At 54.1% G+C, this 24,633-nt stretch carries 24 protein-coding genes and 1 other annotated feature; of the genes, 5 read left to right on the top strand and 19 right to left on the bottom strand.

The genetic code is table 11. The features are described from left to right. Positions 1-54: 54 nt before the first annotated feature. Positions 55-156 (bottom strand): ilvB operon leader peptide IvbL, encoded by a 102-nt coding sequence (gene ivbL / locus ACIPDS_RS15310; protein WP_126440945.1) that lies wholly within the window; start codon positions 154-156, stop codon positions 55-57. Between the two features lie 314 nt (positions 157-470). On the opposite strand from ivbL, the gene emrD reads away from it, so the two are divergent. Continuing rightward, positions 471-1,655, top strand: a complete 1,185-nt coding sequence (gene emrD / locus ACIPDS_RS15315) for a multidrug efflux MFS transporter EmrD (protein ID WP_400737441.1) — start codon at positions 471-473, stop codon at positions 1,653-1,655. Positions 1,656-1,761: 106 nt separating this feature from the next. On the opposite strand, the gene dsdC is transcribed toward emrD, so the two are convergent. Further along, positions 1,762-2,688, bottom strand: a complete 927-nt coding sequence (gene dsdC / locus ACIPDS_RS15320; RefSeq protein WP_400737634.1) for a DNA-binding transcriptional regulator DsdC — start codon at positions 2,686-2,688, stop codon at positions 1,762-1,764. Positions 2,689-2,916: 228 nt separating this feature from the next. Here dsdC and dsdX point away from each other — a divergent pair, with 228 nt between their 5' ends. Next, the gene (dsdX, locus tag ACIPDS_RS15325; RefSeq protein WP_166515154.1) at positions 2,917-4,254 is read left to right on the top strand and encodes a D-serine transporter DsdX; all 1,338 of its coding nucleotides are present in this window, start codon (positions 2,917-2,919) and stop codon (positions 4,252-4,254) included. 17 nt (positions 4,255-4,271) lie between these two features. Continuing rightward, positions 4,272-5,594: a D-serine ammonia-lyase gene (gene dsdA, locus ACIPDS_RS15330; RefSeq protein WP_400737445.1), complete on the top strand. Its 1,323-nt coding sequence runs from the start codon at positions 4,272-4,274 to the stop codon at positions 5,592-5,594. Between the two features lie 55 nt (positions 5,595-5,649). Here the strand turns inward: dsdA and ACIPDS_RS15335 are convergent, their stop codons facing one another. From ACIPDS_RS15335 to ACIPDS_RS15355, 5 genes are all read right to left on the bottom strand, one after another. Continuing rightward, on the bottom strand, positions 5,650-6,312 hold the full coding sequence (locus ACIPDS_RS15335) for an SPASM domain-containing protein (protein ID WP_400737448.1): 663 nt from the start codon (positions 6,310-6,312) through the stop codon (positions 5,650-5,652). Next, positions 6,309-6,671, bottom strand: coding sequence for a DUF202 domain-containing protein (locus tag ACIPDS_RS15340; RefSeq protein ID WP_166515148.1), 363 nt, complete (start codon positions 6,669-6,671; stop codon positions 6,309-6,311). The genes ACIPDS_RS15335 and ACIPDS_RS15340 overlap by 4 nt, the downstream gene beginning before the upstream one ends. Further along, complete coding sequence (locus tag ACIPDS_RS15345; protein WP_166515147.1) at positions 6,661-7,008, bottom strand: DUF202 domain-containing protein; 348 nt, start codon at positions 7,006-7,008, stop codon at positions 6,661-6,663. Before ACIPDS_RS15345 ends, ACIPDS_RS15340 begins: the two co-directional genes overlap by 11 nt. Positions 7,009-7,157: 149 nt before the next feature. Beyond that, positions 7,158-8,480 (bottom strand): 6-phospho-alpha-glucosidase, encoded by a 1,323-nt coding sequence (locus ACIPDS_RS15350; protein ID WP_400737452.1) that lies wholly within the window; start codon positions 8,478-8,480, stop codon positions 7,158-7,160. Next, the gene (locus ACIPDS_RS15355; RefSeq protein ID WP_400737455.1) at positions 8,477-10,099 is read right to left on the bottom strand and encodes an alpha-glucoside-specific PTS transporter subunit IIBC; all 1,623 of its coding nucleotides are present in this window, start codon (positions 10,097-10,099) and stop codon (positions 8,477-8,479) included. Before ACIPDS_RS15355 ends, ACIPDS_RS15350 begins: the two co-directional genes overlap by 4 nt. A gap of 298 nt (positions 10,100-10,397) precedes the next feature. On the opposite strand from ACIPDS_RS15355, the gene ACIPDS_RS15360 reads away from it, so the two are divergent. Continuing rightward, entirely contained in the window at positions 10,398-11,147 is a 750-nt protein-coding gene (locus ACIPDS_RS15360; RefSeq protein ID WP_400737458.1) for a GntR family transcriptional regulator, read from the top strand. Here the strand turns inward: ACIPDS_RS15360 and ACIPDS_RS15365 are convergent. From ACIPDS_RS15365 to ibpA, 5 genes are all read right to left on the bottom strand, one after another. Next, positions 11,104-12,765 (bottom strand): putative transporter, encoded by a 1,662-nt coding sequence (locus tag ACIPDS_RS15365; protein WP_400737461.1) that lies wholly within the window; start codon positions 12,763-12,765, stop codon positions 11,104-11,106. The genes ACIPDS_RS15360 and ACIPDS_RS15365 overlap by 44 nt on opposite strands. A gap of 140 nt (positions 12,766-12,905) precedes the next feature. After that, on the bottom strand, positions 12,906-13,265 hold the full coding sequence (locus ACIPDS_RS15370; RefSeq protein WP_400737464.1) for a type II toxin-antitoxin system HigA family antitoxin: 360 nt from the start codon (positions 13,263-13,265) through the stop codon (positions 12,906-12,908). Positions 13,266-13,268: 3 nt separating this feature from the next. Next, entirely contained in the window at positions 13,269-13,571 is a 303-nt protein-coding gene (locus tag ACIPDS_RS15375; protein ID WP_400737466.1) for a type II toxin-antitoxin system HigB family toxin, read from the bottom strand. A gap of 87 nt (positions 13,572-13,658) precedes the next feature. Beyond that, positions 13,659-14,087, bottom strand: a complete 429-nt coding sequence (gene ibpB, locus ACIPDS_RS15380; protein WP_166515142.1) for a small heat shock chaperone IbpB — start codon at positions 14,085-14,087, stop codon at positions 13,659-13,661. Positions 14,088-14,308: 221 nt separating this feature from the next. Then, positions 14,309-14,722 carry a small heat shock chaperone IbpA gene (gene ibpA, locus ACIPDS_RS15385; protein WP_166515141.1) on the bottom strand — a complete coding sequence of 138 codons (414 nt, stop codon included), beginning with the start codon at positions 14,720-14,722 and terminating at the stop codon, positions 14,309-14,311. Continuing rightward, positions 14,716-14,791: a sequence feature (ROSE (Repression Of Heat Shock gene Expression) occurs in the 5'-region of heat shock genes and acts as an RNA thermometer to modulate expression.), on the bottom strand. (Overlaps the previous gene by 7 nt.) Positions 14,792-15,034: 243 nt before the next feature. Here ibpA and ACIPDS_RS15390 point away from each other — a divergent pair. Next, on the top strand, positions 15,035-15,364 hold the full coding sequence (locus ACIPDS_RS15390; RefSeq protein ID WP_400737470.1) for a YceK/YidQ family lipoprotein: 330 nt from the start codon (positions 15,035-15,037) through the stop codon (positions 15,362-15,364). Between the two features lies 1 nt (position 15,365). Here the strand turns inward: ACIPDS_RS15390 and ACIPDS_RS15395 are convergent, their stop codons facing one another. From ACIPDS_RS15395 to dnaA, 7 genes are all read right to left on the bottom strand, one after another. Continuing rightward, positions 15,366-16,592 carry a DUF3748 domain-containing protein gene (locus ACIPDS_RS15395; RefSeq protein WP_400737473.1) on the bottom strand — a complete coding sequence of 409 codons (1,227 nt, stop codon included), beginning with the start codon at positions 16,590-16,592 and terminating at the stop codon, positions 15,366-15,368. A gap of 104 nt (positions 16,593-16,696) precedes the next feature. Next, positions 16,697-17,509 carry a sugar-phosphatase gene (gene yidA, locus ACIPDS_RS15400; RefSeq protein WP_166515137.1) on the bottom strand — a complete coding sequence of 271 codons (813 nt, stop codon included), beginning with the start codon at positions 17,507-17,509 and terminating at the stop codon, positions 16,697-16,699. Positions 17,510-17,630: 121 nt separating this feature from the next. Beyond that, on the bottom strand, positions 17,631-18,032 hold the full coding sequence (locus ACIPDS_RS15405) for a YidB family protein (RefSeq protein WP_166515136.1): 402 nt from the start codon (positions 18,030-18,032) through the stop codon (positions 17,631-17,633). Between the two features lie 169 nt (positions 18,033-18,201). Then, complete coding sequence (gene gyrB, locus ACIPDS_RS15410; RefSeq protein WP_166515135.1) at positions 18,202-20,616, bottom strand: DNA topoisomerase (ATP-hydrolyzing) subunit B; 2,415 nt, start codon at positions 20,614-20,616, stop codon at positions 18,202-18,204. A gap of 28 nt (positions 20,617-20,644) precedes the next feature. Further along, positions 20,645-21,718 carry a DNA replication/repair protein RecF gene (recF, locus tag ACIPDS_RS15415; protein WP_166515134.1) on the bottom strand — a complete coding sequence of 358 codons (1,074 nt, stop codon included), beginning with the start codon at positions 21,716-21,718 and terminating at the stop codon, positions 20,645-20,647. Next, entirely contained in the window at positions 21,718-22,818 is a 1,101-nt protein-coding gene (dnaN, locus tag ACIPDS_RS15420) for a DNA polymerase III subunit beta (protein ID WP_062776672.1), read from the bottom strand. Before dnaN ends, recF begins: the two co-directional genes overlap by 1 nt. A 4-nt stretch (positions 22,819-22,822) precedes the next feature. Further along, positions 22,823-24,220, bottom strand: a complete 1,398-nt coding sequence (gene dnaA / locus ACIPDS_RS15425; RefSeq protein ID WP_400737480.1) for a chromosomal replication initiator protein DnaA — start codon at positions 24,218-24,220, stop codon at positions 22,823-22,825. Between the last annotated feature and the right edge of the window lie 413 nt (positions 24,221-24,633).

Consider the following 24,633-nt stretch of genomic DNA (forward strand, 5'->3'; position numbering starts at 1 on the left):
AAAACCCCGCCCGGTTTGCGCCGGCGGGGTTTGGAATCGTGTGCGTTCCTGACCCTACGGCGCATTGCCGACGACGACCACCACACGCACGACGACGACCGCCGCGGCTGGTAGCGCGGTTTTTAGTAGGGTCGAAGTCATCATGGATGGAGTCATTTAAGGGTCTGTCTCGAATTCATTAAGTGAATTTATACAAACACAGCTTTTTAAGGCTGACAATGGAAATATTTTCATCTGCGCAAAAATGCGTCAGCGATCACAGTTCGCCCCGCCGCAAGCGGCTCGCCAATACGGCTAAAACTGGCAACTATTGTTGCCGTTTACGTCTATAAATCCTGCCTGCATCACACATTTCATTTACATGACAGATGATTAAATCGACACCTCTTTGTGGTAGATTCCTCTCGCTTTTAGCGCTTCACCCGGTCAATTATTCTTATAAACCTATTTTTTATAAAGTTATCAGCGAAATGAAAAGAGATAGAAACGTCAATATTCTGGCGATGCTGGTGTTGCTTGTGGCTGTAGGGCAGATGGCGCAAACCATTTATATTCCGGCAATTGCGCAGATGGCGAGCGACCTCAACGTTCGTGAAGGGGCGGTGCAGAGCGTGATGGCGGCCTATCTGCTGACCTACGGCGTTTCCCAATTATTTTACGGCCCGCTCTCCGACCGCGTTGGGCGTCGCCCGGTGATCCTGGCCGGGATGTCGATTTTTATGCTGGCCACTCTGGTCGCGATAACCACCAGTAGCCTGACGGTACTGATTGCCGCCAGCGCCTTGCAGGGGATGGGGACCGGGGTCGGTGGGGTCATGGCGCGAACGCTACCGCGCGACCTCTATGAAGGCAGTCAGCTTCGCCACGCTAATAGTTTGTTAAATATGGGTATTCTGGTCAGCCCGCTGCTGGCCCCGCTGATTGGCGGCGTACTGGAAACGTTAATTAACTGGCGCGCCTGCTACGGTTTCCTGCTGGTGCTGTGCGCGGGCGTAACTTTCAGCATGGCGCGCTGGATGCCGGAAACCCGTCCAACCGGCGCACCAAAAACCCGGCTTATCAGTAACTACAAAACGCTGTTCGGCAACAGCAGCTTTAACTGTTTTCTGCTGATGCTGATTGGCGGGCTGGCAGGGATTGCGGTGTTCGAGGCCTGTTCCGGCGTGCTGATGGGCGGCGTGCTGGGCTTAAGCAGCATGACGGTGAGCATTCTGTTTATTCTGCCGATCCCGGCGGCGTTCTTTGGTGCCTGGTTTGCCGGGCGTCCCAACAAACGCTTCGCCACCATGATGTGGCAGTCGGTGATTAGCTGCCTGGCAGCCGGATTGATGATGTGGATCCCGGGCCTGCTTGGCGTAATGAATATCTGGACGCTGCTGGTGCCTGCCGCGCTGTTCTTCTTCGGCGCAGGCATGTTGTTCCCGCTTGCCACCAGCGGCGCGATGGAGCCGTTCCCGTTCCTCGCCGGTACCGCTGGGGCGCTGGTGGGCGGTCTGCAAAATATCGGTTCCGGGGTACTGGCGTGGCTGTCCGCGATGATGCCGCAAACCGGCCAGGCCAGTATTGGCCTGTTAATGACGCTAATGGGGCTGCTGATTTTTCTCTGCTGGCTGCCTCTGGCGTCACGTTTATCTCAGCAGGGGCAGGCGGTTTAACCCTGAAAACCCTGTTGCCTGATGGCGCTTCGCTTATCAGGCCTACACTATATGTAGGCCGGGTAAGGCGTAGCCGCCACCCGGCACAAACGCGAATCGATACCGCCTATCTAACCTGCTCCTGCAACCAACCAATAAACGCCTCAATCTTCGGCCACTGGCGGCCGGGCAGCGTGGTGATGTAATAATGCTGATGGCATTTCAGCGCTCTGTCACCAAAGGGCGCGACCAGCTCCCCGCTGTCGAGGCGTTTTTGAACCAGCCGTTTACGCCCCATCGCCACTCCAATATGATTCATCGCCGCAATCACCGCTAAATCTGAACGATCGAAGCCAATGCCCGATGATGTCGGCAAATTCACCGCATAATGCTGCGCCCAGCTGTGCCATTCATCCGTCCCCGAGTCATTACTCCACGCCTGTCGGTCATGCAATAACGTGCAGTGCGGCAGATTCACCAATGAGTCCGTCAGGTCATAACGACGAGCGTATTCCGGGCTGCATACGGGCAGAATCTCTTCATCCATCAGGAAATGATGCGTCAATTGCGCAGACGGCGCATCGTCAAAGTAGAGCGCCAGATCGATGCCGGCACGCTGCATGTTGACGTTGTCGTTGCCGGTCAGAATGGTCAGGGAAATCGACGGGTAGCGGCGGGTAAAATCCCCCAACGCCGGAACCAGCCAGCACTGAGCGATCGAGGGCCGCGAGTACACGGTCAGCGACCCGGACAGCTCCTGATTTTTGATGTCGAGAATTTCCTGGTTGAGCGTATCCAGCGATGATTTCAGCGCCCAGAACACCCGCTTGCCTTCGTGGGTCAGCTCCACTTTGCGATGGGAACGGACAAAAAGCTGGATGCCCAACTCCTCTTCCAGCTGATTAATACGGTGGCTAACGGCGCTGGGGCTTAACGACAGTTCGTCTGCCGCCAGCGCAAACGACTGATGGCGGGCTGCCACTTCAAAGGTATAGAGCTTTGACAGTTGCCAGCCATTGAGCAGCCGATTTCTGACCTCGCGTAGGGGATCCATACTCACCTCTTTCATCCTGACTCTTTCACCGCAGTGTAAAAAGATCCGCTGTAAAAATCAGCACAAACATGAATCAAAGTGAATCATGTCGCATTACTACGGCAATATTAGAGCTAAATCACCCATTTGATGCAATTTGGCTCATGTGAAAGAGGATTTATATCGTTTGTCAGCGTGTGCCTTATTTTTGTCCAATAAGGATAAATTAATCACAGGGCAAGGTGAGTTATGCACTCTCAAATCTGGGTTGTGAGCACGCTGCTGATAAGCATTGTGTTGATCGTGTTGACCATCGTGAAGTTTAAATTCCACCCGTTTTTGGCGTTACTGTTAGCCAGCTTTTTCGTCGGGACGATGATGGGCATGGGGCCGCTGGATATGGTTAATGCCATTGAGAGCGGTATCGGCGGTACGCTCGGCTTCCTCGCCGCGGTTATCGGTCTGGGAACCATTCTCGGCAAAATGATGGAGGTGTCCGGTGCGGCAGAACGCATTGGCCTGACGCTCCAGCGCTGCCGCTGGCTGTCCGCCGACGTCATCATGGTGCTGGTCGGCCTGATTTGTGGGATCACGCTGTTTGTGGAAGTGGGCGTGGTGCTATTGATTCCACTGGCATTTTCGATCGCCAAAAAAACCAACACCTCACTGCTGAAGCTGGCCATTCCGCTGTGTACGGCGCTGATGGCAGTGCACTGCGTCGTGCCACCGCATCCGGCGGCGTTATTCGTGGCAAATAAACTCGGCGCCGATCTGGGTACGGTTATTGTTTACGGCCTGCTGGTAGGGCTAATGGCATCGCTTGTTGGCGGGCCGCTGTACCTGAAGCTGCTCGGTAACCGCCTGCCGTTTAAACCGGTGCCCGCTGAGTTTTCCGACCTGAAAGTGCGCGACGAAAGTACGCTACCGTCGCTCGGTGCCACGCTGTTTACCGTATTGCTGCCGATTGGCCTGATGCTGGTGAAAACCGTCGCTGAGCTGAACATGGCGAAAGACAGTTCGCTGTATACGCTGCTGGAATTTATCGGCAACCCGATCACCGCCATGTTTATCGCCGTGTTTGTCGCCTACTACATTCTTGGCCTGCGCCAGCATATCGGCATGGGCGCACTGTTAACGCACACTGAAAACGGCTTTGGCTCGATTGCCAACATCCTGCTGATTATTGGTGCGGGCGGCGCGTTCAACGCGATTCTCAAGAGCAGCGGACTGGCGGATACGCTGGCGCTGATTCTTTCCAATATGCACATGCACCCGATTCTGCTGGCCTGGCTGGTGGCATTGATTCTGCACGCGGCGGTCGGTTCTGCCACGGTGGCGATGATGGGCGCAACGGCGATTGTCGCACCGATGCTGCCGCATTATCCCAACGTTAGCCCGGAGATCATCGCCATTGCCATCGGTTCCGGCGCCATTGGCTGCACGATCGTCACCGATTCTCTCTTCTGGCTGGTGAAGCAATACTGCGGTGCCACGCTGAATGAGACGTTTAAATACTACACAACCGCGACATTTATCGCGTCGGTGATTGCACTGGCGTGCACATTCCTGCTTTCCTTTATTATCTAAGCGCAAAGAGACTGACTATGGAAAACGTTCAAACACTTATCGCCCAGTATCCTTTAGTGAAAGAGTTGGTCGCTCTTAAGGAAACAACCTGGTTTAACCCCGGCACGACCTCTCTTGCGGAAGGTTTACCCTATGTTGGCCTGACGGAACACGACGTTCAGGACGCCCACGCCCGTCTGGCGCGCTTTGCGCCGTACCTGGCGAAAGCCTTCCCGGAAACGGCGGCGACCGGCGGCATTATCGAATCTGAACTGGCGGCGATTCCAGCGATGCAGAAACGGCTGGAAAAAGAGTACGGGCAGCCTATCAACGGCGAAATGCTGCTGAAAAAAGACAGCCATCTGCCGATTTCCGGCTCGATTAAAGCGCGTGGCGGCATTTATGAAGTGCTGACCCACGCCGAAAAACTGGCGCTGGAAGCCGGTCTGCTGACCACGGAAGATGATTACAGCGTGCTGCTTTCGCCTGAATTTAAACAGTTCTTTAGCCAGTACAGCATCGCCGTCGGTTCGACCGGTAATCTGGGGATGTCGATAGGCATCATGAGCGCCGGTATTGGTTTTAAGGTCACAGTACATATGTCCGCCGACGCCCGCGCGTGGAAAAAAGCCAAACTGCGCAGCCACGGCGTGACGGTGGTGGAGTACGAAGAAGATTACGGCGTGGCGGTTGAACAGGGGCGCAAAGCGGCGGAGTCAGACCCGAACTGCTTCTTTATCGACGATGAAAACTCCCGCACGCTGTTCCTCGGCTACGCGGTGGCCGGGCAGCGTCTGAAGGCGCAATTCGCGCAGCAAGGCCGCGTGGTGGATGCTGACCATCCGCTGTTTGTTTATCTGCCGTGCGGCGTCGGCGGCGGCCCTGGCGGCGTGGCGTTCGGCCTGAAGCTGGCGTTTGGCGATAATGTCCACTGTTTCTTCGCAGAACCTACCCATTCACCGTGCATGCTGCTGGGGGTTTACACCGGGCTGCACGATGGTATTTCCGTGCAGGAGATTGGCATCGATAACCTGACCGCCGCCGACGGCCTGGCGGTGGGTCGCGCATCTGGCTTTGTGGGACGTGCGATGGAACGTCTACTCGATGGTTTGTACACGCTGGATGACCAGACGATGTACGACATGCTGGGCTGGCTGGCGCAGGAGGAAGGGATTCGCCTTGAGCCGTCGGCGCTGGCCGGTATGGCGGGCCCGCAGCGCGTGTGCGCCTCGGCTGACTATCAGCAAATGCAGGGATTCAGCGCAGAACAGCTCAATAACGCCACCCATCTGGTCTGGGCCACCGGCGGCGGCATGGTGCCGGAAGCTGAAATGGCGCAGTACCTGGCGAAAGGTCGCTAATCGTCATAAAAGCCGCCTTCTTAGAAGGTGGCTTTCGACAATCTTCCTCAAAAACTTATCGGCTCTGAGCCAACATCGCCATCAATTCCACCGGGGAGCGGTGCTGTTTTAGCAGGTCACGCAGCGCTTTCATGTACGGGGCGCTGTAGGTGAAGAACTGGCGATAGCCTGCGCACAGCGCACTTTTCCCGCCGTCGGCAATACGATGTTGAGGGCAGCCGCCGTGGCAAAAACGCAGCACCGGGCATTCACGGCACTCCTCCACGAGAAGCGCATTGTCACCGGAAAACGGCGACCCCTGACCACACCATATCGCTAATGCCGCATCGATGTACTGGATGTGGAGCGTTTCAATATCCTGCTGTACCCAGAGATCAAAGACGGCAATGAGAAAGGCTCCCCATTGCTCCGCGTGTACTGATTCGGTAGTCAGGGCCCCCACATCATCGAGCGCAACAAACGGAACAAACTGCAAAACAGGAACGCCAAAACCGCGCAGGTAGTGATAAAGATGCTGCGGCTGCTGGATAGTAGCCTGATTAATAATGATTTTTAGCGTGGTGATATGAGATTCGGCTTGAAGCCGCGCGACAATATGTGCATGCGAGCGTTGGTTAACGCCGTAACTGTCGAAGTCCAGCACAATACTCGTGCCGTCAGACGCAACCGCGCAGCGGTGGTCGCGGTGTGGGGGGAGTTCAGCCTGACATCCTGTCATCCTAAATCCTTCATAAAAATAATAAGTTGGCGTATATGAGTCATAGCAAACAATATTGCCAGCGATAACACTGCGAGGGAGATCAAAAATTTGTCACGAACTGCGCGAGGTTGGGCAAAATCATCCTGCCGGACATCCATGACGTTACGGCTTAAGGTGTAATGCCAGAGGATAGCGGCAACCGCAATCAGTACACCCACTGATACCCAGAAAAGCGAACCGGCCTGATGCCAGTTGTGCTTGAGCGCCAGCGCCATTAATGCGCCGTAGCCCAGCAGCGTGCGAAACCACGCCAGTGAGGTGCGTTCAGGTTGCAGTCCAGGATCGTGCTGACGCCGGGACTTTCGACTATCCGGCATAGAGCACCAGCAGCATCACCACCAGCGCCACGATAGCGAGTATCAGGCTAATCACCAGCAGGCTGCGGGTGTAGGGTAAGTCCTCTTTTAAGCGCATCGCCTTCTCGTTACTTAGCCAGCGCAGATAGCCATAGATAGCAATTCCCCCCGCGAACAGGCACAACATCAGCGCCAGCGCTTCACGAATGACCGGCGTCGCAAAGTCGGGGGCGAGTTGGTCAAGCCCGACGCCTGCGGCCAGAAAACCCAGCGCCGTGCGTATCCATGCCAGAAAGGTGCGTTCATTGGCCAGCGAGAAGCGATAGTCAGGCGCTTCGCCGAGGCGGGAAATCTTCATGACAGCTCCTGAATCGATAAAAGTCAGACGCTTAACATTATCGTAAATGCACTCATTGTGCCGCGGAGTTTTACGAAACTATCGCCATAAAGAGGGAGGATGCAGGGAAAAGCGAGCGACCGGCACCGCGAAGATGCCGGTCTGGAAGGTTAGTGCAGTTCCGGCCAGTAGTCCTTATTGGCTTCAATCAAATCATCGAGAATCGCCTTCGCCACCGACGCGCTCGGCACGGTTTTCGACAGCGTAATCGCCTGCCATAGCTTGTGGTAAGAGCGCTGTACCCACGCATCCACCACCAGTTTTTCTACCGCTACCTGCTGGCTCATCATCCCTTTCTGGAAGTTCGGAATATCGCCTACCGTCAGCGGCTCTGGGCCGTTGTGGCCGACCAGGCAGGGGATTTCGACCATCGCATCGGCGTCAAAGTTATGAATCGCTCCGTTATTTGGCACAATCAGCAGCATACGCTCCTGGGTGTTGAAGGCGATAGCGGCTGCCAGGTCGACGATGTAAGAAGCATGTTCGTCAATTTCCAGGTCACCTGCGGACGATTTACCCGCTTCAATAATGGCGCGACAGGCGGTAAAGACGTTTTTCTCACGGTGATCCATCACTTCGTTTGCGCGGGTGCGTTCCGGGTTAGAGTGGGCCACCACGTAGTCCGGGAACAGGTAATATTTCAGATAGGTGTTCGGCATGGTGTCTGGATCCAGTGCCTGCACGTCTTTCGCTTTGGCGAAAGTATCATTCCAGCTTGCTTCCGTATGCGGATCGTTAGATGGCGGAACATAGCCGTATTTCGCCACATGTTCGCGTAACTTAGGCATTAAATCGTTGCCTTGCAGATCTTCAATCGATGTCCACCAGCCGAAGTGGTTCAGGCCGTAGTAGCGCACGCGCATCTGTTTGCGGTCTTTTAGCCCAACAATCTGTGCCATGCGCCCTTCAATGCCAATAGGCATATCGCAGATGTTGAGTATTTTGGCGTTTGGACGCAGGCGGTTGGTCGCTTCCGCCACAATGGCTGCCGGGTTGGAGTAGTTCAGCATCCACGCGTTCGGTGAATATTTTTCCATGTAATCGACCAGCTCCAGCACGCCGCCGATTGAACGCATCCCGTAAGAAATCCCGCCCGGCCCGCAGGTTTCCTGGCCCAGCACGCCGTGGCGTAATGGGATTTTTTCGTCTTTTTCACGCATCGGGTATTTACCCACGCGGATGTGCGCCATCACAAAATCAACGTCGGTAAACGCCGCCTGCGGGTCGGTGGTGTAGCTAAATTCAATCTCCGGGGCCTGCTCTTTAAGGATAACCTTGCATGCTTCGGCGATGGTTTCCTGCCGCGCGCCGTCGTTGTCATAAAATTTCAGTGACCGCAGCGGGAACCGGTCCTGGTTTGCCAGCAGCATCAACACAATGCCTGGGGTAAAGGTACTGCCGCCGCCTGCGATAACAACTGAGAATTTTTTCATGATACTGCCTCCGTCATGGTGGTGTGTTCGGTCGGTCGAGAATGTTTCATTAAGCGTTCCAACTGGTCGCGAACCTGGGGAACATGCAGGCCAACAATCACCTGAATGCCGTTGCCGCGTCGCACGACGCCGTGTGCGCCAAGAGCTTTAAACACGTCGTCGCTTTGGGTCTTTGTCATATCGAGGAGCGCAATACGCAGCCGTGTCGCGCAGTTGTTAATGCTTTCGATATTGGCAGCGCCGCCCAGCGCCTGCAGGATGCCAGCGGCCTGGCTGGATTTGCCGTCAGTTGCGCCTTCGGCAGTGGTTTTGCCACGCGCTGCCTGATAATCCGCTTTGCTGTAGAGTTTGATTTCGCTGTCTTCACGGCCCGGCGTTTTCAGGTTGAAGCGCAGGATTAATGCCCGGAATACCACGAAGTAGATCGCGGTGAAGCACACGCCAATGCCTATCTGGATAAACATCATCGAGGCGTGGTTATGGAACATCGGGATCCAGTTTTGCGGCAGGAACTGATCGAGCAGGCCACCGCCCATGTTCCCCACCACACCGCACATGTACATAACCGTCGCCATCGTCGCTGCCAGCACCGCATGAATGGCGAACAGCAATGGAGAGATAAACAGAAAGGTGAATTCGAGCGGTTCGGTTATCCCAACCAGCACGGCGGTCAGCGTGGCAGGAATCAGCAGACCCGCTACCTTGACCCGGTTTTCCGGTGCCGCGGTAAAGTACAGCGCCAGCGCAATCCCCACGGAGCCAAACACTTTGGAGTTGCCGTGCAGGGCAAATCCGCCTTCCGGGAATAACGTTTTCAGCGGTTCGGTGCTTTGGCTGAATGCCTGCAAATGCTCGGCCCAGTAAACCTGAATGCCACCTTCAACCGCCGCAGGCCCAAAGATGAACGGGCCGTAGACAAAGTGGTGCAGGCCGGTTGGGATCAGGATGCGTTCGAGGAAGGTGTAGATCCAGACGCCTAACGCTCCCGCGCCGCGTAAAAAGACCTGGAGCGATTCAATGCCCATCTGCACTTTTGGCCAGCCGAGCAGCGTCAGCCAGGCGCAGGGAATCATCACAAGGAACGCCACGATCACCACAAAGGATGAGCCCTGGAAGATACCGAGAAAGACCGGGAGTGGTTTGTCGAAATAGCGGTTATGCAAGGCAGTGACGATGCCGGAAATCACAATCGCCCCGATGATGCTGGTGTCGAGGGTCTTTATCCCGGCAATCATCGTCAGGCCACTGCCTGCGGTAGGGTCGAGGGAGAAATCGACGCCAAAAAAGTGGCCCCAGGTCATCCCCATCGCATTAATAAAGTAGTTCCAGGTCAGGAAGCTGACCAGCACAGCCAGACAGGCGCGGCCTTGCGCCTGTTTTGCCAGACCAATAGGCAAACCGACGGCAAAAATCAGCGGCATATTACGGAATACCGTCCAGCCGCCTTCTTCAATAAGGTGAACAATCTGAGCGAATAAGCTATCGGAAGCAGTGAGTGCTTCACCAACGAACAGCGGGTTGCGCAGCATAATGGCGATACCCACCACGATCCCCGCAAAAGGGAACAGCAAAACGGGGGTAAACATTGCGCCGCCAAAGCGTTGTATTTGACTGAGCATCTGGAAATCCTCATTTAACAACTCGTAGGGTAAGTGGCCTTATTGGTGTTGATCTTCGGCCTGTTACGAGAATAGGAATTCGCTCATCTGACAACATGCTATTGCGTTGCGATCCGTGATCGCATTCATGGTTTTAATTAGCGCAATGTTGTCTACTTTTTTGATAATTAATAGACATCTACAATTTCACTATTTTTCGTTTTTTAAGATTGGCATTGTATTTTGCTGTAATAAGCTAGTTTTAAATAAAAAACAGCGGTTCAATAATTGTCCATAAGCGGGGATAAGAGGTCTAGTTGTGATCTATAAATCGATAGCAGACAGGCTGCGTTTACGGCTGAATTCCTCTGATTTCAATATTGGCAGTCCGTTGCCGGGTGAGAAAAAGCTGGCGGAAGAGTTTGGCGTCGCCCGCATGACGATTCGTAAAGCCATCGATCTGCTGGTGGAATGGGGACTGGTGGTACGGCGGCACGGCAGCGGAACCTACGTGGCGCATAAAGATATTCACCATGAAACCAACAGTTTAACCGGGCTTGCGGAAATACTGCGCCAACAAGGTAAGGAAGTGGTCAGCAAGGTGCTGGTGTTTGAGATGATGCCAGCGCCGCCAGCGATTGCCAGCCAGCTGCGGATTCAGATTAACGAGCGGATCTATTTCTCACGCCGGGTACGTTATGTCGACGGTAAACCGCTGATGCTGGAAGACAGCTATATGCCGGTGAAGCTGTTCCGCAATCTGTCATTGGTGCATCTGGAAGGGTCGAAGTTCGATTATATCGAGAAAGAGTGCGGCATTATTATCAGCGGCAACTATGAGAGTCTGGCACCGGTGCTGGCGGACAAACAGTTGGCCCAGTCGATGAATCTCCCGGAACAGACGCCGCTGCTGCGCATTACCTCTCTTTCCTACAGCGACAGCGGCGAGTTCCTTAACTATTCCGTGATGTTCCGCAACGCCAGCGAATATCAGGTGGATTACCACTTAAGGCGCGTGCAGGCCGTTAACCCATCCCCCAGAACAGCACCGCCAGAAGCTGTGGGGTAATGATGCGCAGGAACATCACCAGCGGGTAAACCGTGGCATAAGAGAGCGCTGCCGCACCGCTGGTGGCGTGCAGGTTGTTGGCAAAGGCCAAAGCCGGTGGGTCGGTCATCGAACCTGCCAGCATGCCGCAGAGGGTCAGATAGTTCATCTTCACGAAAATGCGCGCCAAAATGCCGACGGTTAGCAGTGGGATACCGGTAATAAAGATGCCGTAGCCAATCCAGCTTAAGCCTTCACCGTGCAGTAATGTTTCGACAAAATCCCCGCCGGATTTAAGCCCCACGACCGCCAGGAACAACACAATCCCCAACTCGCGCAGCGCCAGGTTAGCGCTCGGCGGCATAAACCAGTAGAGCTTACCGATACTGCCAATTCGCCCCAGGATCAGCGCCATAATCAGCGGCCCACCGGCCAGCCCCAGCTTTAACGCCACCGGGAAACCGGGAATAAACAGCGGTACGGAACCTAGCAGAACGCCCAGACCTATGCCGATGAATACCGGCAGCATTTGCACCTGCTGAAGCTTTTGCTGGGCGTTACCGAGATCGGAGGCCACGGCATCAATCGCCGCCGGACGGCCGACTAAGTTTAAGATATCGCCAAACTGGAGGCTGGCATTGCTGCTGGCCACCAGCTCTACCCCGGCGCGGTTTAAGCGCGAGATCACCACGTCATAGCGCTGTTTATAGTGCAGATCGCGGATTTTCTTGCCCAACACCTTTTCGTTGGTGACCACCACCCTTTCGACTTTCATATCGGTGCCGCGCGTCGACAGCGAAGTTTCCACCTCTTTACCGATAACCAGCTGGGCGTTGTGCAGATCGACCGCTTCCCCGACAAGGTGCAGCAGGTCGCCGGTTTCAATAATCGTGGTGGGCGAGGGCACCATCAGGGTTTCCCCGCGCTTAAGGCGCGAGCAGATAATTTTATCGCTATTGATAACCGGCACATCCTGAATTGCCATGCGGTTCAGGTTGGGGTTTTCGACGCGGATATTGATGGTTTTAAGGTGCGAGTGGCCAGAGCCCGCCTGCTCATCAAACTGCTGAGCTTCTTTTTCCACGTTGACCCCAAAGAACAGCCGTATCAGCCACATGGTGAGCAAAATACCGCAGATACCAAACGGATAGGCCATCGCGTAGCTCATGCCCATTTGATCCACCACGCTAAACGGTTCGCCGAGGTCGCGCAGAATTTGCTGCCCCGCTCCCAGCGCTGGCGTGTTGGTGACCGCGCCGGAGAAGATTCCCAGCACGACCGGCAGCGGGATGGCAAAGATTTTATGCAGCAGCGTGGTGACGAGGCCACCGAGGATAACAATCAGAATGGCAAACAGGTTTAGCCGCAGGCCAGAAACACGAAGCGAGGCAAAGAATCCCGGCCCCACCTGAATACCGATGGTATAGACGAACAGTATCAGGCCGAATTCCTGAATAAAGTGCAGCATCGGGCTGCTCAGGGTAATGCCTGCCTGCTCAACAAAGTGTCCAACAATAATACCGCCGAACAGCACGCCACCAATACCAAAGCCGATTCCGCGAATTTTGATATTGCCAATCCACAGCCCCACAACCGCCACCAGCGCGAGCACGCTGACCGTCAATGCTATATCACTCATCGTATGTTCCTTGTGAATAACATTATTGATATCAGGGATTATGGACGAGGGGACGGGTGATTGTATGTAATACAAAGCACAATAATGGCGGGATGAGATGAGGCAACATAATTCCTTATCGCCTCACCCTTTAACGGCAGTTAAATGCCGACCAGACTTTCAAGAGGTATACCGAATTGTTTATGCAAGCGGCGTATCATGGGCAACGTGAGGGTCCGAGTCCCTTTCAGAACTTCATAAACCCGGTTAGATCTGCCAATCGCTGGCTCCAGATCTTTGACCGTTAACCCTTGTTGCTCCATGCGGAAAAGAATAGCTTCAATGGGATCTGGCGGATCAATCGGATGATTTTTCGCTTCATACTCTTCAATGAGCAGACACATCACTTCAAAATAATCGCCTGCTGGTGTATCAACCGCTGGTTCATTATCAAAGTAGGGTTCAACTGCTTTTAGAGCAGCTTTGTAATCCTTTTCTGTTTTAATCGGTTTAATGGTCATGTTTTACTCCATACTCACTGTCTCAGCGTCGATGGCGTCATACTGTTTATGCGTGCCAAGGAACTTCACAAAAATCACACCACGTTGATAAGCGATGGCGACGATAAGACGATATTTATTCCCCGCTATGTTGAATACCACCCGCCTGTTTTTCAGAATACTGGCCGTGCGGTACTGTTCCTTAATCTCTGCTGGAGTCGTCCAGTTTGCCTTCCTGGCCTCATCTACCCAAGCTTTTAACGGCTGTTCTGCGTCCGGATTTGCCGCCCAGAAATCCCTTAGTGCTGCTATAGCGATAATTTTCACAATTCAACCTTAGTCCCATTTTGGGACCAAATCAAGAGGTGCGCAAAAAAAAGCCCCGACGTTCGGGGCTTAAGGGAGCAAATTAACTTAGCTATTTAACGCAGGACGTTCGCTAATAGCGATACGCTGCGGCGCGAGGGCTTCTGGCACATGACGCGTTAAATCAATATGCAGCAGGCCGTTGTTATAGGTGGCGCCGGAGACTTCCATATTTTCTGCCAGGGTAAAGCTCAGGCTAAAGGCCTGGGTGACTAACCCCTGGTGCAGCCATTGAGTCTCTTTTTCCTGCGGCTGCGGCGTACCTTTGACGGTCAGACGCGTGCCTTCAAGCTGAATGTCCAGATCTTCCTGACGGAACCCGGCTACCGCTAAGGTAATGCGATAGTGGTTATCGTCGCTTTTTTCGATGTTGTATGGCGGGAAGGTCTGGCCTTCAGTGGTGCTTTGCAGCGCATTCGCCAGTTTGTCAAAACCGATCCATTGACGCAGCAGTGGGGATAAATCGTAGTTACGCATAATATTTCTCCTTCTAAGAAGCGAGTTTCCCCTTCACACTTCCCATTGCAGATGCGTTGGCTGCGTTCGTTCATCCCAGTCACGTACTTTTGTACACTCCTGGGATTCACTCCCTTGCCGCCTTCCTGCAACGTGAATTGTTTCGGGCGAAAAATACCCTTCGGCTCCCTAACGGCAAGCCTATGGGGGGTAATACGGGCCGCGCAGGCGGCCCGGCAAAATTAGTTAATTTCGATACGGCGCGGTTTGTTCGCTTCTGGAATGACGCGCTCCAGTTCGATATACAGCAGGCCGTTCACCAGGTTAGCGCCACGCACGTGGATGTTTTCGGCTAACTGGAATTTGCGTTCAAAGTTGCGCTCGGCAATACCTTGATAGAGATAGGTGCGTTCTTTCTGATCGGCTTCATGAGCACCTTTAACCACCAGCACGTTGTCCTGTGCGGTAATTTCCAGCTCGCTTTCAGCAAAACCCGCCACGGCTATCGCGATGCGATAGTGGTTTTCATTGACCAGCTCAACGTTGTACGGAGGGTAGCCACCGTTGCTTTGTGTTTGATTGTTTTCTAACAGATTGAACAGACGGTCAAAACCAATGGCTGAACGGTATAACGGGGATAAGTCAAAGTTACGCATAATCCAATAGCTCCTGAAAATCAGCGAGAAATTTAAAACCTTCCATCATGGACAGGTCGTTTGGCCCGAACACCCCGCAGGCGTGTTCTCTTCGGCTACACCTATAAAATGAGGGGGGAAGAACCTTTTTCAAGTCCCTTTGTCTGACTTTTTTTGCACTTTCCCAGATAAGGCTTACACTGGGTCAGAGCACAAAAGGCCAAAGTGCGACAGCCGCCACAGAGCGGCAAGCCAGGACTTTCTATTTTGGCAACGGGTCGCTATAACCCGGGGGACGAGCTTTTTTATGCTCATAACAATGAAGAGCTCACAATGAAAAATATTTTGATTAAAACGGCGTTGGTTGGGGGGATCTTCTTATCGGGAGGATGTTCCAGCGTGATGTCGCATACCGGCGGCAAGGAAGGGACTTATCCCGGAACGCGCGCCAGCACGGAAATGCTGGGTGACAATGAGAATGGCTGGGCGACCAAATCGCTGATCGCCCTCGATATGCCGTTTACCGCCGTTATGGATACGGTGCTATTGCCATGGGATTTATTCCGCAAAGATAGCTCTGTGCGTTCCCGCGTCGACAAGAGCGAGCAGGAAACGCTGGCGACCAACAATGTGATACCGCCTGCGGCAATGCCTGCCCCATAAATTAGCACCCGGTCGGTGTTGTCCACAGCTGGCGAAAGCCAGCTGTCTCCTCCATCCAGGCAATCGTCTGACCATCGGGTGAGAAAACCACCGCATCTGCCGACGGCGGATTAGCATGATCGTTCGTTAAAAACGTCACCGTCCCGCTGTCTGCCGCACAAATCGCAATACGCTCCTCCAGCACAAAGCCCAGCCAGTTGCCTGACGGATGCCAGTTGAACGCCGACTGAATATCCGAGGCATTGTGCGTCAACTGCTGCGGCTCACCGCCCTGCGGCGACACTAACCACAGCTGCACAATACCGTGGTCATCTCGCATTAGTATGGCGATTTGCGTCCCCTGCGGATTGCAGCGCACCCAGTGGCGCGGCACGTTGACAAGCCCTGGGTATGTTCGATGATGAGTGAAGGTTAAACGCCGCTGGCGCACGCCCACGGGAGGCGCTGGTAGGGTCTTTTCTGTCCCTTCCAGCGGCGCATCTCCCGCCTGTTTCCAGCCCTGCTCATTGCGCGGCAGTTCGACTAAAAACAGCTCTGGCACCTTTTCACCTGTAAGAGACACGGTATCGCCGATAAACGCCAGCGCCTGCGAGCCTACCCAGCCCTCTTCATATGCGCGATTAATGTCATCACTGCCGGGCTTCGGCACGGGTGTGGTCTGGCTGACCAGCACGCACCAGTGGCTGCCAGCATATTCACGAGGATGCTCTCCACGCGGTACAACCGGACCATAAGGGGCGGCAACGCCGACATTGCGCTGGTCCCGCGCCGGGTCGTATTCATGCATCACGTGGTCGTTATAGGTAAAGCTCACATACTGGCCGCAGGGACTGTAGACGTGAACATGGCTGCCGCCGCGCAGCGCGCCGGGGGTATAAGGCGCGGTAATATCCATGGCATCCAGATTGTGAGTTTCGCCCTGCGAGGCGACCACACCGCGTCGATGATGAAAATCGTACTGCCAGTGCGCATCCGGATTTTCCGGGCCATGAATAAACACATACTGGTCAGCAAAAGGATGTACCGTCACCACGCCCACGTGCGCGCCTTTTGGCGCCTGATAAATCACCTCAACCTCGCCGCTTTGAACGTTAACGCGCTCAATCGTCTCACCAGTAAATGAGGCACCCGATGGGCGAACATCGAAGACCAGCCACTGTGAGTCTGGAGTCCAGGTTTGGGTATTGGTCAGTTGGTGGTGGCGGGGCAAAAAGGTGACTTGTTTCATGGCTGAGTTCCGGTCAAAAGATACCGCATACTTTTACCATGCGCAGAGGTGAACCCGTAAGGGTTAAAGCAAAATGCCCGGCTTTTACCGGGCATTGGGGAATATCAGGAAAGCACGTACTTCTCAATCGCCCAGGCCACACCATCTTCCAGGTTCGATTTGGTGACGAAGTTCGCCGCCTCTTTCACCGCAGGAATGGCGTTATCCATCGCAACACCGACGCCAGCATATTCAATCATCGCAATGTCGTTTTCCTGATCGCCAATCGCCATGATTTCATCTTGTTTGATACCCAGCACATCAGCCAGTGATTTCACACCGGTGCCTTTGTTGACGCGCTTGTCGAGGATCTCAAGGAAGTACGGCGAGCTTTTCAGCACGGTGTATTTCTCTTTAACTTCAGCAGGAATGCGGGCAATCGCTTTATCGAGAATGGCCGGCTCGTCAATCATCATCACCTTGAGGAACTCGGTCTTCGGATCCATGTTTTCTGCTTCACAGAACACCAGCGGAATGGTCGCGACGAAAGACTCATGCACCGTGTAGTAGCTGATATCACGGTTAGCGGTGTAGAGCGTATTGCGATCCAGCGCATGGAAGTGTGAGCCCACTTTGCGGGACAACGCTTCGAGGAAGCGGTAGTCATCATAGCTCAGCGCCGTCTGCGCGACCGTGCTGCCATCGCCCGCTTTCTGCACCAGCGCACCGTTGTAGGTGATGCAGTAATCCCCCGGCTGCTCCATACCCAACTCTTTCAGGTAATTATGCACGCCAGCGTAAGGGCGCCCGGTGGTCAAAACCACATTGACTCCTTTTGCACGCGCCGCGGCGAGTGCGTTTTTTACCGCAGGAGAAATGGTGTGGTCCGGCAACAGCAACGTTCCGTCCATGTCGATTGCAATCAGTTTAATAGCCATGAGATCCCCAGGTTAGATGAGCCTGTCCTCATGCTAACTCGATTTAGCTCAAAAAACAGCTAGTAAGGTCGGTTAAAAGGGGGATGCATCGCACATGGCACGCTCCCCTTTTGCATTGCCATCAACCAAACGGCTTGCCGCCTTTAAGCAGATTCATACCGGCTGACAGCAGGTCGGTATGCGCCTGTGGGTCAACTTCACCTTTCGGTGATAGCGCATCAATAATCTTTGGCAGATAATCGGCCAGCAGGGTGGAGGCAGAACTGGCATCGGTGCCGAGCTTCGCGCCGAGATCGGCAACTGCGGGAGTGCCTAGCGCAGATTGAATCTGATCGGCGCTCACCGACTGGTTATTGTGTTGATTGCTGATCCATGATGAAACGATATCGCCTAAGCCACCATTTTTCAGCTTCTCTAACAGAGCCTGAACGCCACCTTGCTCATTAACCCAGGTCAGGATGGCCTGATACTTACCGGAATCACCTTGTAGTAACGAACCGACTACGTCATCGAAAAAGCCCATACTCCACCTCTTATCATGCATTAACAGTAGACGTAGTGAAGTATAGTTCGCAGGTGACGGACATAAAAAAACGCCTGAAAAAATTCAGGCGTTTTTATCTGTTGTCCTGATAAGCCTGGCGCTACCAGGCTGCCGGATGGCGGGGTAAACGCCTTATCCGACCTACAGGTTAGATATCGATGTTCGCCGCTTTCAGGGCGTTTTCTTCGATAAATGCACGACGCGGTTCAACGGCATCGCCCATCAGCGTGGTGAACAGCTGGTCAGCAGCAATTGCATCTTTCACGGTGACACGCAGCATACGGCGGCTGTCTGGATCCATGGTGGTTTCCCACAGCTGATCCGGGTTCATCTCGCCCAGACCTTTATAACGCTGAATGGAGAGGCCACGACGGGACTCTTTCACCAGCCACTCCAGCGCTTGTTCGAAGCTAGCAACCGGCTGACGACGCTCGCCACGTTCAATGAACGCGTCTTCTTCTACCAGACCACGCAGTTTTTCACCCAGCGTGCAGATACGACGGTATTCGCCGCCGGTGACAAACTCGTTATCCAGTGGATAATCGGTGTCAACGCCGTGAGTACGTACACGGATAACCGGTTCGAACAGGTTCAGTTCGGCATCTTTGCGGATAACGCTGTTCCAGGTGCTACCGTGCATTTCATTTTCATTAAGCACGTTAACCAGCTGGGAAACCCACGCCGTCACTTTCGCTTCATCAGCCAAATCGGCTTCGGTCAGCGTCGGCTGATAAACCAGTTCTTTGAGCAGCGAACGAGGGTAGCGACGTTCCATGCGACCAATCATTTTCTGCGTACCGTTGTACTCAGAAACCAGTTTTTCCAGCGCTTCACCCGCCAGCGCCGGAGCGTGAGCATTGGTGTGCAGCGTTGCGCCATCAAGCGCGATAGAGATCTGGTATTGGTCCATCGCTTCATCGTCTTTGATGTACTGTTCCTGCTTGCCTTTCTTCACTTTGTACAGCGGTGGCTGAGCGATATAAACGTGGCCGCGCTCAACGATTTCCGGCATCTGGCGGTAGAAGAAGGTCAGCAGCAGCGTACGGATGTGCGAACCATCGACGTCGGCATCGGTCATGATGATGATGCTGTGATAGCGCAGTTTATCCGGGTTGTATTCGTCACGGCCGATACCACAACCGAGCGCGGTAATCAGCGTTGCCACTTCCTGAGAGGCGAGCATCTTGTCGAAGCGCGCTTTCTCAACGTTAAGGATTTTACCTTTCAGCGGCAGAATCGCCTGGTTCTTACGGTTACGCCCCTGTTTTGCAGAGCCGCCCGCAGAGTCCCCTTCCACTAAGTACAGTTCAGAGTGGGCCGGGTCGCGTTCCTGACAGTCAGCCAGTTTGCCCGGCAGACCGGCTAAGTCCAGCGCGCCTTTACGACGGGTCATTTCACGCGCACGACGCGCTGCTTCACGGGCACGGGCCGCATCAATAATTTTACCGACGACGATTTTGGCGTCAGACGGGTTTTCCAGCAGGTATTCGCCCAGCAGTTCGTTCATCTGCTGTTCTACCGCCGTTTTCACCTCAGAGGAGACCAGCTTATCTTTGGTCTGTGAGGAGAATTTCGGATCCGGTACTTTAACGGACACAACGGCAATCAGGCCTTCACGGGCATCGTCACCGGTGGCGCTGACTTTGGCTTTTTTGCTGTAGCCTTCTTTGTCCATGTAGGCGTTCAGCGTACGGGTCATCGCCGCACGGAAGCCTGCCAGGTGTGTACCACCGTCACGCTGTGGAATGTTGTTGGTGAAGCAGTAGATGTTTTCCTGGAAACCATCGTTCCACTGCAGCGCAACTTCCACGCCGATACCGTCTTTTTCGGTGGAGAAGTAGAAGATATTTGGGTGGATTGGCGTTTTGTTTTTGTTGAGGTATTCAACAAACGCCTTAATGCCGCCTTCATAGTGGAAATGATCTTCTTTGCCATCGCGCTTGTCACGCAGACGGATGGAAACGCCGGAGTTCAGGAAGGACAGCTCGCGCAGACGTTTCGCAAGAATGTCATATTCGAATTCGATAACGTTGGTGAAGGTTTCATGGCTTGGCCAGAAACGGACCTGAGTCCCGGTCACTTCGGTTTCACCGGTGACGGTCAGCGGTGCCTGCGGCACGCCGTGGACGTAAGTCTGCTGATGCACTTTTCCTTCGCGGCGGATCAGCAATTCCAGTTTCTGCGACAGGGCGTTAACCACGGAGACGCCTACGCCGTGCAAGCCGCCGGACACTTTATAGGAGTTATCATCGAACTTACCGCCCGCATGCAGCACGGTCATAATAACTTCGGCTGCGGATACACCTTCTTCCGGGTGAATACCGGTTGGAATACCACGACCGTCATCCGTCACAGAGACAGAGTTATCAGCGTGGATCGTCACCACGATATCTTTACAGTACCCTGCGAGCGCTTCGTCGATAGCGTTATCCACAACCTCGAATACCATGTGGTGCAGACCGGTGCCGTCATCCGTGTCGCCGATATACATACCCGGGCGCTTACGCACCGCATCCAGTCCTTTCAGGACTTTGATACTGGAGGAGTCATAAGAATTCGACATCAACGTTTCTCGCTCATTTAATCTTGGGTTAATCCGTTATTTTACCCTTTTCCACGGTAAACATCTTCGAATTTTCATCCGACATGTCTATAACGTGTTCAGCGCTGATTGCGCTGACGAAAACCTGTGATTGCGTGGCTTTTAAACGGCTGGCCAACAGGCCGCGCCGCGCATCATCAAGTTCCGAGGCAAAATCATCTATCAGGTACAGGCAGCGCCGACCGCTCTCGCGGGTCAGAAACTCCCCCTGCGCCAGGCGTAGCGCGCACATCAGCAGTTTTAACTGCCCGCGCGATAAGGTGTCTTCCACCGGTGCGCCATCAGCGCGAATGCGGAAGTCAGCCTTGTGCGGCCCGTGTGCGGTGTAGGTCAGCATACGGTCGCGTTCGAAACTTCTCTCCAGCACCTCGGCATAGTCCGTTTCCTTCTCCCAGCCGCGCTGGAAGGAGAAAGTCAGAGAGAACTCCGGGAGAAATTGCTTGCAGGTATCCGCCATATCTTCGGCGATACCGGTGCTGTATTCAGCACGCCAGCGGCTAATTTGTTCGGCCAATGGGATCAGTTCTTTATCCCACGGGCGAAGCTGTTCGTAGCGAGTGACCTGACGCAGCGCGGCGTTACGCTGCTTGAGTAACCGTTTCAGGTTGCTCCAGGCGGTAAAGAATCCCGCTTCATTGTGGAAGCATCCCCAATCGAGGAACGCTCTTCTGTATTTGGGGCCGCCGTTGAGTAAAGTAAACCCCTCAGGCGTGATCAGCTGCATTGGCATCAGCAGCGCCAACTCAGCGACCTTATGGCCGTCGGTGCCGTCGATACGGACTTTGCTGTCACCCAACTTGTCTTTGGTCAGGCCGATGGCGGTTTCACGTTCCTCGCCCTGAAGGCGACCGTGCAAAACGAATGCATCCTGCTCGTGGCGAATCACGCGGCCAATCTGCAAACTGCGAAACGCCCGGCCATGGCCGAGCGTATAGATGGCTTCCAGCACGCTGGTTTTGCCACTGCCGTTGGCGCCAACCAGGAAGTTAAAGCCAGGAGATAAAGCGAGATCCGCGTTTTCGATATTGCGAAAATCGCGGATCAACAGGCGGGTCAGCGACATTACAGTCTCATTGGCATAACAACATAGGCAGCCGACTGTGAGGCAGCATCTTCAATCTGTACGCTAGACACAGAATCGGTCAGCAGAATACGGACGGTTTCGCACTTCAACGCGTTCAACACATCCAGCACATAGCTGACGTTAAAGCCGATTTCCAGCTCGGTGCCAGGATAGGAGACGTCCAGAATTTCTTCGGCTTCTTCCTGCTCTGGGTTGTTGGCGGTGATTTTGATCTGGTTTTCACGCACAAACAGACGCACGCCGCGGAATTTCTCGTTGGAGAGAATCGCCGCGCGGGCAAAGGCTTGCTTGAGAATATCGCAACCGGCTTCCAGGTGTTTATCAGGATTTTTCGGCAATACGCGGCGATAATCCGGGAAACGACCGTCAACGAGCTTCGATGTGAAGATAAAGTCGCCGACGTGGGCGCGGATATTATTGCTGCCGATCTGCACGCGTAGCGGCGTATCGCCACCGTCGAGCATACGCATCAGCTCAATCACCCCTTTACGCGGTACGATCACCGAATGGCTTGGCAGTGACTGCCCCACCGGCATTGAGCAAACCGCCAGACGGTGTCCGTCAGTCGCCACGGTACGCAGTTCTTCACCTTCGGTTTCAAACAGCATGCCGTTTAAGTAATAGCGAACGTCCTGATGCGCCATAGAGAACTGAGTGGCTTCAATCAGACGTTTCATCGTCGCCTGCGGCAACGTGAATTCCACGTCGCTCTGCCAGTCGTCGAGATTCGGGAAGTCGGCGGCAGGCAGCGTAGAGAGCGAGAAGCGGCTGCGGCCAGAGCGCACCAGCATACGGTCGCCTTCAAGCTGAACCACGATTTCTGCACCATCCGGCAGGCCACGACAAATGTCGAAGAATTTACGCGCCGGGACGGTCGTTGCCCCCGGTTCATGCGGTTGCAGCAGCGTAACACGCGCCACCATTTCCATTTCTAAATCGGTACCGGTCAGCGACAGCGTACCGTCCGCGACCTGCAACAGCAGGTTACCCAGAATCGGCAATGTCGGACGCCCACCAAGTGGGCCACTCACCTGTTGTAACGGTTTTAATAAATGTTCACGTTCTACGGTAAATTTCATAGGATCACGACGACAATGTTCTGATTAAATTGGAAAAGTCTTCTTTGATATCGTGGCTTTCTTCACGCAGCTGCTCAATCTTACGGCAGGCGTGCAGCACGGTGGTATGGTCACGGCCACCAAACGCATCGCCAATCTCCGGCAGACTGTGGTTGGTGAGCTCTTTCGCCAACGCCATCGCCATCTGGCGCGGACGCGCCACCGAGCGAGAACGTCGCTTGGAGAGCAAGTCCGCAATTTTGATTTTGTAATACTCCGCCACCGTCTTCTGAATATTGTCGATGGTGACCAGCTTTTCCTGCAACGCCAGCAGATCGCGCAGCGCTTCACGCACGAAATCGATGGTGATCGCTCGGCCGGTAAAATTGGCGTTGGCGATAACGCGGTTCAGCGCACCTTCGAGCTCACGCACGTTAGAGCGTAGACGCTTGGCGATAAAGAACGCCACTTCGCCTGGCAGACGAATGTCGTTTTCGTCGGCTTTTTTCATCAGGATAGCGACGCGCGTTTCAAGCTCAGGCGGCTCGATAGCTACGGTCAAACCCCAGCCGAAGCGGGACTTCAGACGATCTTCAACGCCATTGATCTCTTTCGGATAACGATCCGAGGTGAGAATGATCTGCTGATTACCTTCCAGCAAGGCGTTAAAGGTGTGGAAAAACTCTTCCTGGGATCGCTCTTTATTGGCGAAGAATTGGATGTCATCGATAAGCAGGGCATCAACGGAGCGGTAGTAGCGTTTAAACTCTTCGATCGCATTGTTTTGCAGAGCTTTTACCATGTCCTGGACAAAGCGCTCGGAGTGCATATACACCACTTTGGCATTGGGCTTGCGGGCGATAATACCGTTACCCACAGCATGCAACAGGTGCGTTTTACCTAAACCCGTACCGCCGTAAAGGAACAATGGGTTATAGGCGCCGCCCGGGTTATCTGCAACCTGACGCGCCGCCGCACGGGCCAGCTGGTTCGATTTACCCTCAACAAAGTTATCAAAGGTATGCTTTACGTTGACGTTAGAGCGGTAAGACGGTTCTGCCGGAGCCGGGACGTTATCCCAGCCCGCGCGCGGGGCCGGGGCCACGCGTGGCGCATAAACCTGCGCAGTTTGCGTCGGAGCGCTGACGTTTGCCGTCTCTCTTACCGTTTGGGTGACCGGTTTGGTGCCAACCTCAAAACGCAGCTGCGGGGCATCCGCACCGCAGAAATCATTCAACAGGCCGTTGATGTTATTGAGGTATTTATCCCTCACCCAATCGAGCACAAAACGATTTGGCGCGTACAGGGCCAGCGTGTTATCGCTTAGTTCCGCCTGCAATGGGCGGATCCACATGCTGAATTCTGTGGCTGGTAACTCATCCTGCAATCGGGCAAGACATTGCTGCCAAAGCGAAAGTGACACGGCGGACTCCACTCGAAAAAAGTCGATACACATCATCCTCCAGGCAAACCTGCAGGCTACCTCTGACGAACCCTCCGCCAGCGAAACTGAAAACTGTCGGGGATTCATTCAGCTGCTGCAAAAATGCAGCCCGAACAATGCTGTGTATAAGATTAAAAATTCGTGATTTTTGACACACGTCGAATAGACCCGATGCAAGCGGGTGACGTGCGAACCGCTATTTGCGGTTTTTAACGGTCACTTTCAGACGTTTTGCTGAAATGACGCGCTACTCCCTTTTGCGATCCACCGATCGCGATCGGGCCGAGGATCATAGCGTAAACTGCGCCAGAGATCTTCTGTTTCTCACAGATTCTTCCCGATTTATCCACAGGCAGGATCCGGCAAGCGCTAAGTGTAAACGATCCCGGTGA

Source organism: Kluyvera sp. NPDC087067, from assembly GCF_044745165.1.
GTDB lineage: Bacteria > Pseudomonadota > Gammaproteobacteria > Enterobacterales > Enterobacteriaceae > Kluyvera.

What these genes read in the sequence shown, in the direction of transcription:
- emrD (WP_400737441.1), top strand. Translation starts at nt 471, where the DNA reads ATGAAAAGAGATAGAAACGTCAATATTCTGGCGATGCTGGTGTTGCTT.
- ACIPDS_RS15405 (WP_166515136.1), bottom strand. Translation starts at nt 18,032, where the DNA reads ATGGGCTTTTTCGATGACGTAGTCGGTTCGTTACTACAAGGTGATTCC.
- ibpA (WP_166515141.1), bottom strand. Translation starts at nt 14,722, where the DNA reads ATGCGTAACTTTGACTTATCCCCGTTATACCGTTCAGCCATTGGTTTT.
- ACIPDS_RS15340 (WP_166515148.1), bottom strand. Translation starts at nt 6,671, where the DNA reads ATGCCGGATAGTCGAAAGTCCCGGCGTCAGCACGATCCTGGACTGCAA.
- yidA (WP_166515137.1), bottom strand. Translation starts at nt 17,509, where the DNA reads ATGGCTATTAAACTGATTGCAATCGACATGGACGGAACGTTGCTGTTG.
- ACIPDS_RS15395 (WP_400737473.1), bottom strand. Translation starts at nt 16,592, where the DNA reads ATGAAACAAGTCACCTTTTTGCCCCGCCACCACCAACTGACCAATACC.
- ACIPDS_RS15335 (WP_400737448.1), bottom strand. Translation starts at nt 6,312, where the DNA reads ATGACAGGATGTCAGGCTGAACTCCCCCCACACCGCGACCACCGCTGC.
- ACIPDS_RS15370 (WP_400737464.1), bottom strand. Translation starts at nt 13,265, where the DNA reads ATGACCATTAAACCGATTAAAACAGAAAAGGATTACAAAGCTGCTCTA.
- ivbL (WP_126440945.1), bottom strand. Translation starts at nt 156, where the DNA reads ATGACTCCATCCATGATGACTTCGACCCTACTAAAAACCGCGCTACCA.
- dsdX (WP_166515154.1), top strand. Translation starts at nt 2,917, where the DNA reads ATGCACTCTCAAATCTGGGTTGTGAGCACGCTGCTGATAAGCATTGTG.
- ACIPDS_RS15345 (WP_166515147.1), bottom strand. Translation starts at nt 7,008, where the DNA reads ATGAAGATTTCCCGCCTCGGCGAAGCGCCTGACTATCGCTTCTCGCTG.
- ACIPDS_RS15350 (WP_400737452.1), bottom strand. Translation starts at nt 8,480, where the DNA reads ATGAAAAAATTCTCAGTTGTTATCGCAGGCGGCGGCAGTACCTTTACC.
- dsdA (WP_400737445.1), top strand. Translation starts at nt 4,272, where the DNA reads ATGGAAAACGTTCAAACACTTATCGCCCAGTATCCTTTAGTGAAAGAG.
- ibpB (WP_166515142.1), bottom strand. Translation starts at nt 14,087, where the DNA reads ATGCGTAACTACGATTTATCCCCACTGCTGCGTCAATGGATCGGTTTT.
- dnaN (WP_062776672.1), bottom strand. Translation starts at nt 22,818, where the DNA reads ATGAAATTTACCGTAGAACGTGAACATTTATTAAAACCGTTACAACAG.
- ACIPDS_RS15390 (WP_400737470.1), top strand. Translation starts at nt 15,035, where the DNA reads ATGAAAAATATTTTGATTAAAACGGCGTTGGTTGGGGGGATCTTCTTA.
- ACIPDS_RS15365 (WP_400737461.1), bottom strand. Translation starts at nt 12,765, where the DNA reads ATGAGTGATATAGCATTGACGGTCAGCGTGCTCGCGCTGGTGGCGGTT.
- dsdC (WP_400737634.1), bottom strand. Translation starts at nt 2,688, where the DNA reads ATGGATCCCCTACGCGAGGTCAGAAATCGGCTGCTCAATGGCTGGCAA.
- recF (WP_166515134.1), bottom strand. Translation starts at nt 21,718, where the DNA reads ATGTCGCTGACCCGCCTGTTGATCCGCGATTTTCGCAATATCGAAAAC.
- gyrB (WP_166515135.1), bottom strand. Translation starts at nt 20,616, where the DNA reads ATGTCGAATTCTTATGACTCCTCCAGTATCAAAGTCCTGAAAGGACTG.
- ACIPDS_RS15355 (WP_400737455.1), bottom strand. Translation starts at nt 10,099, where the DNA reads ATGCTCAGTCAAATACAACGCTTTGGCGGCGCAATGTTTACCCCCGTT.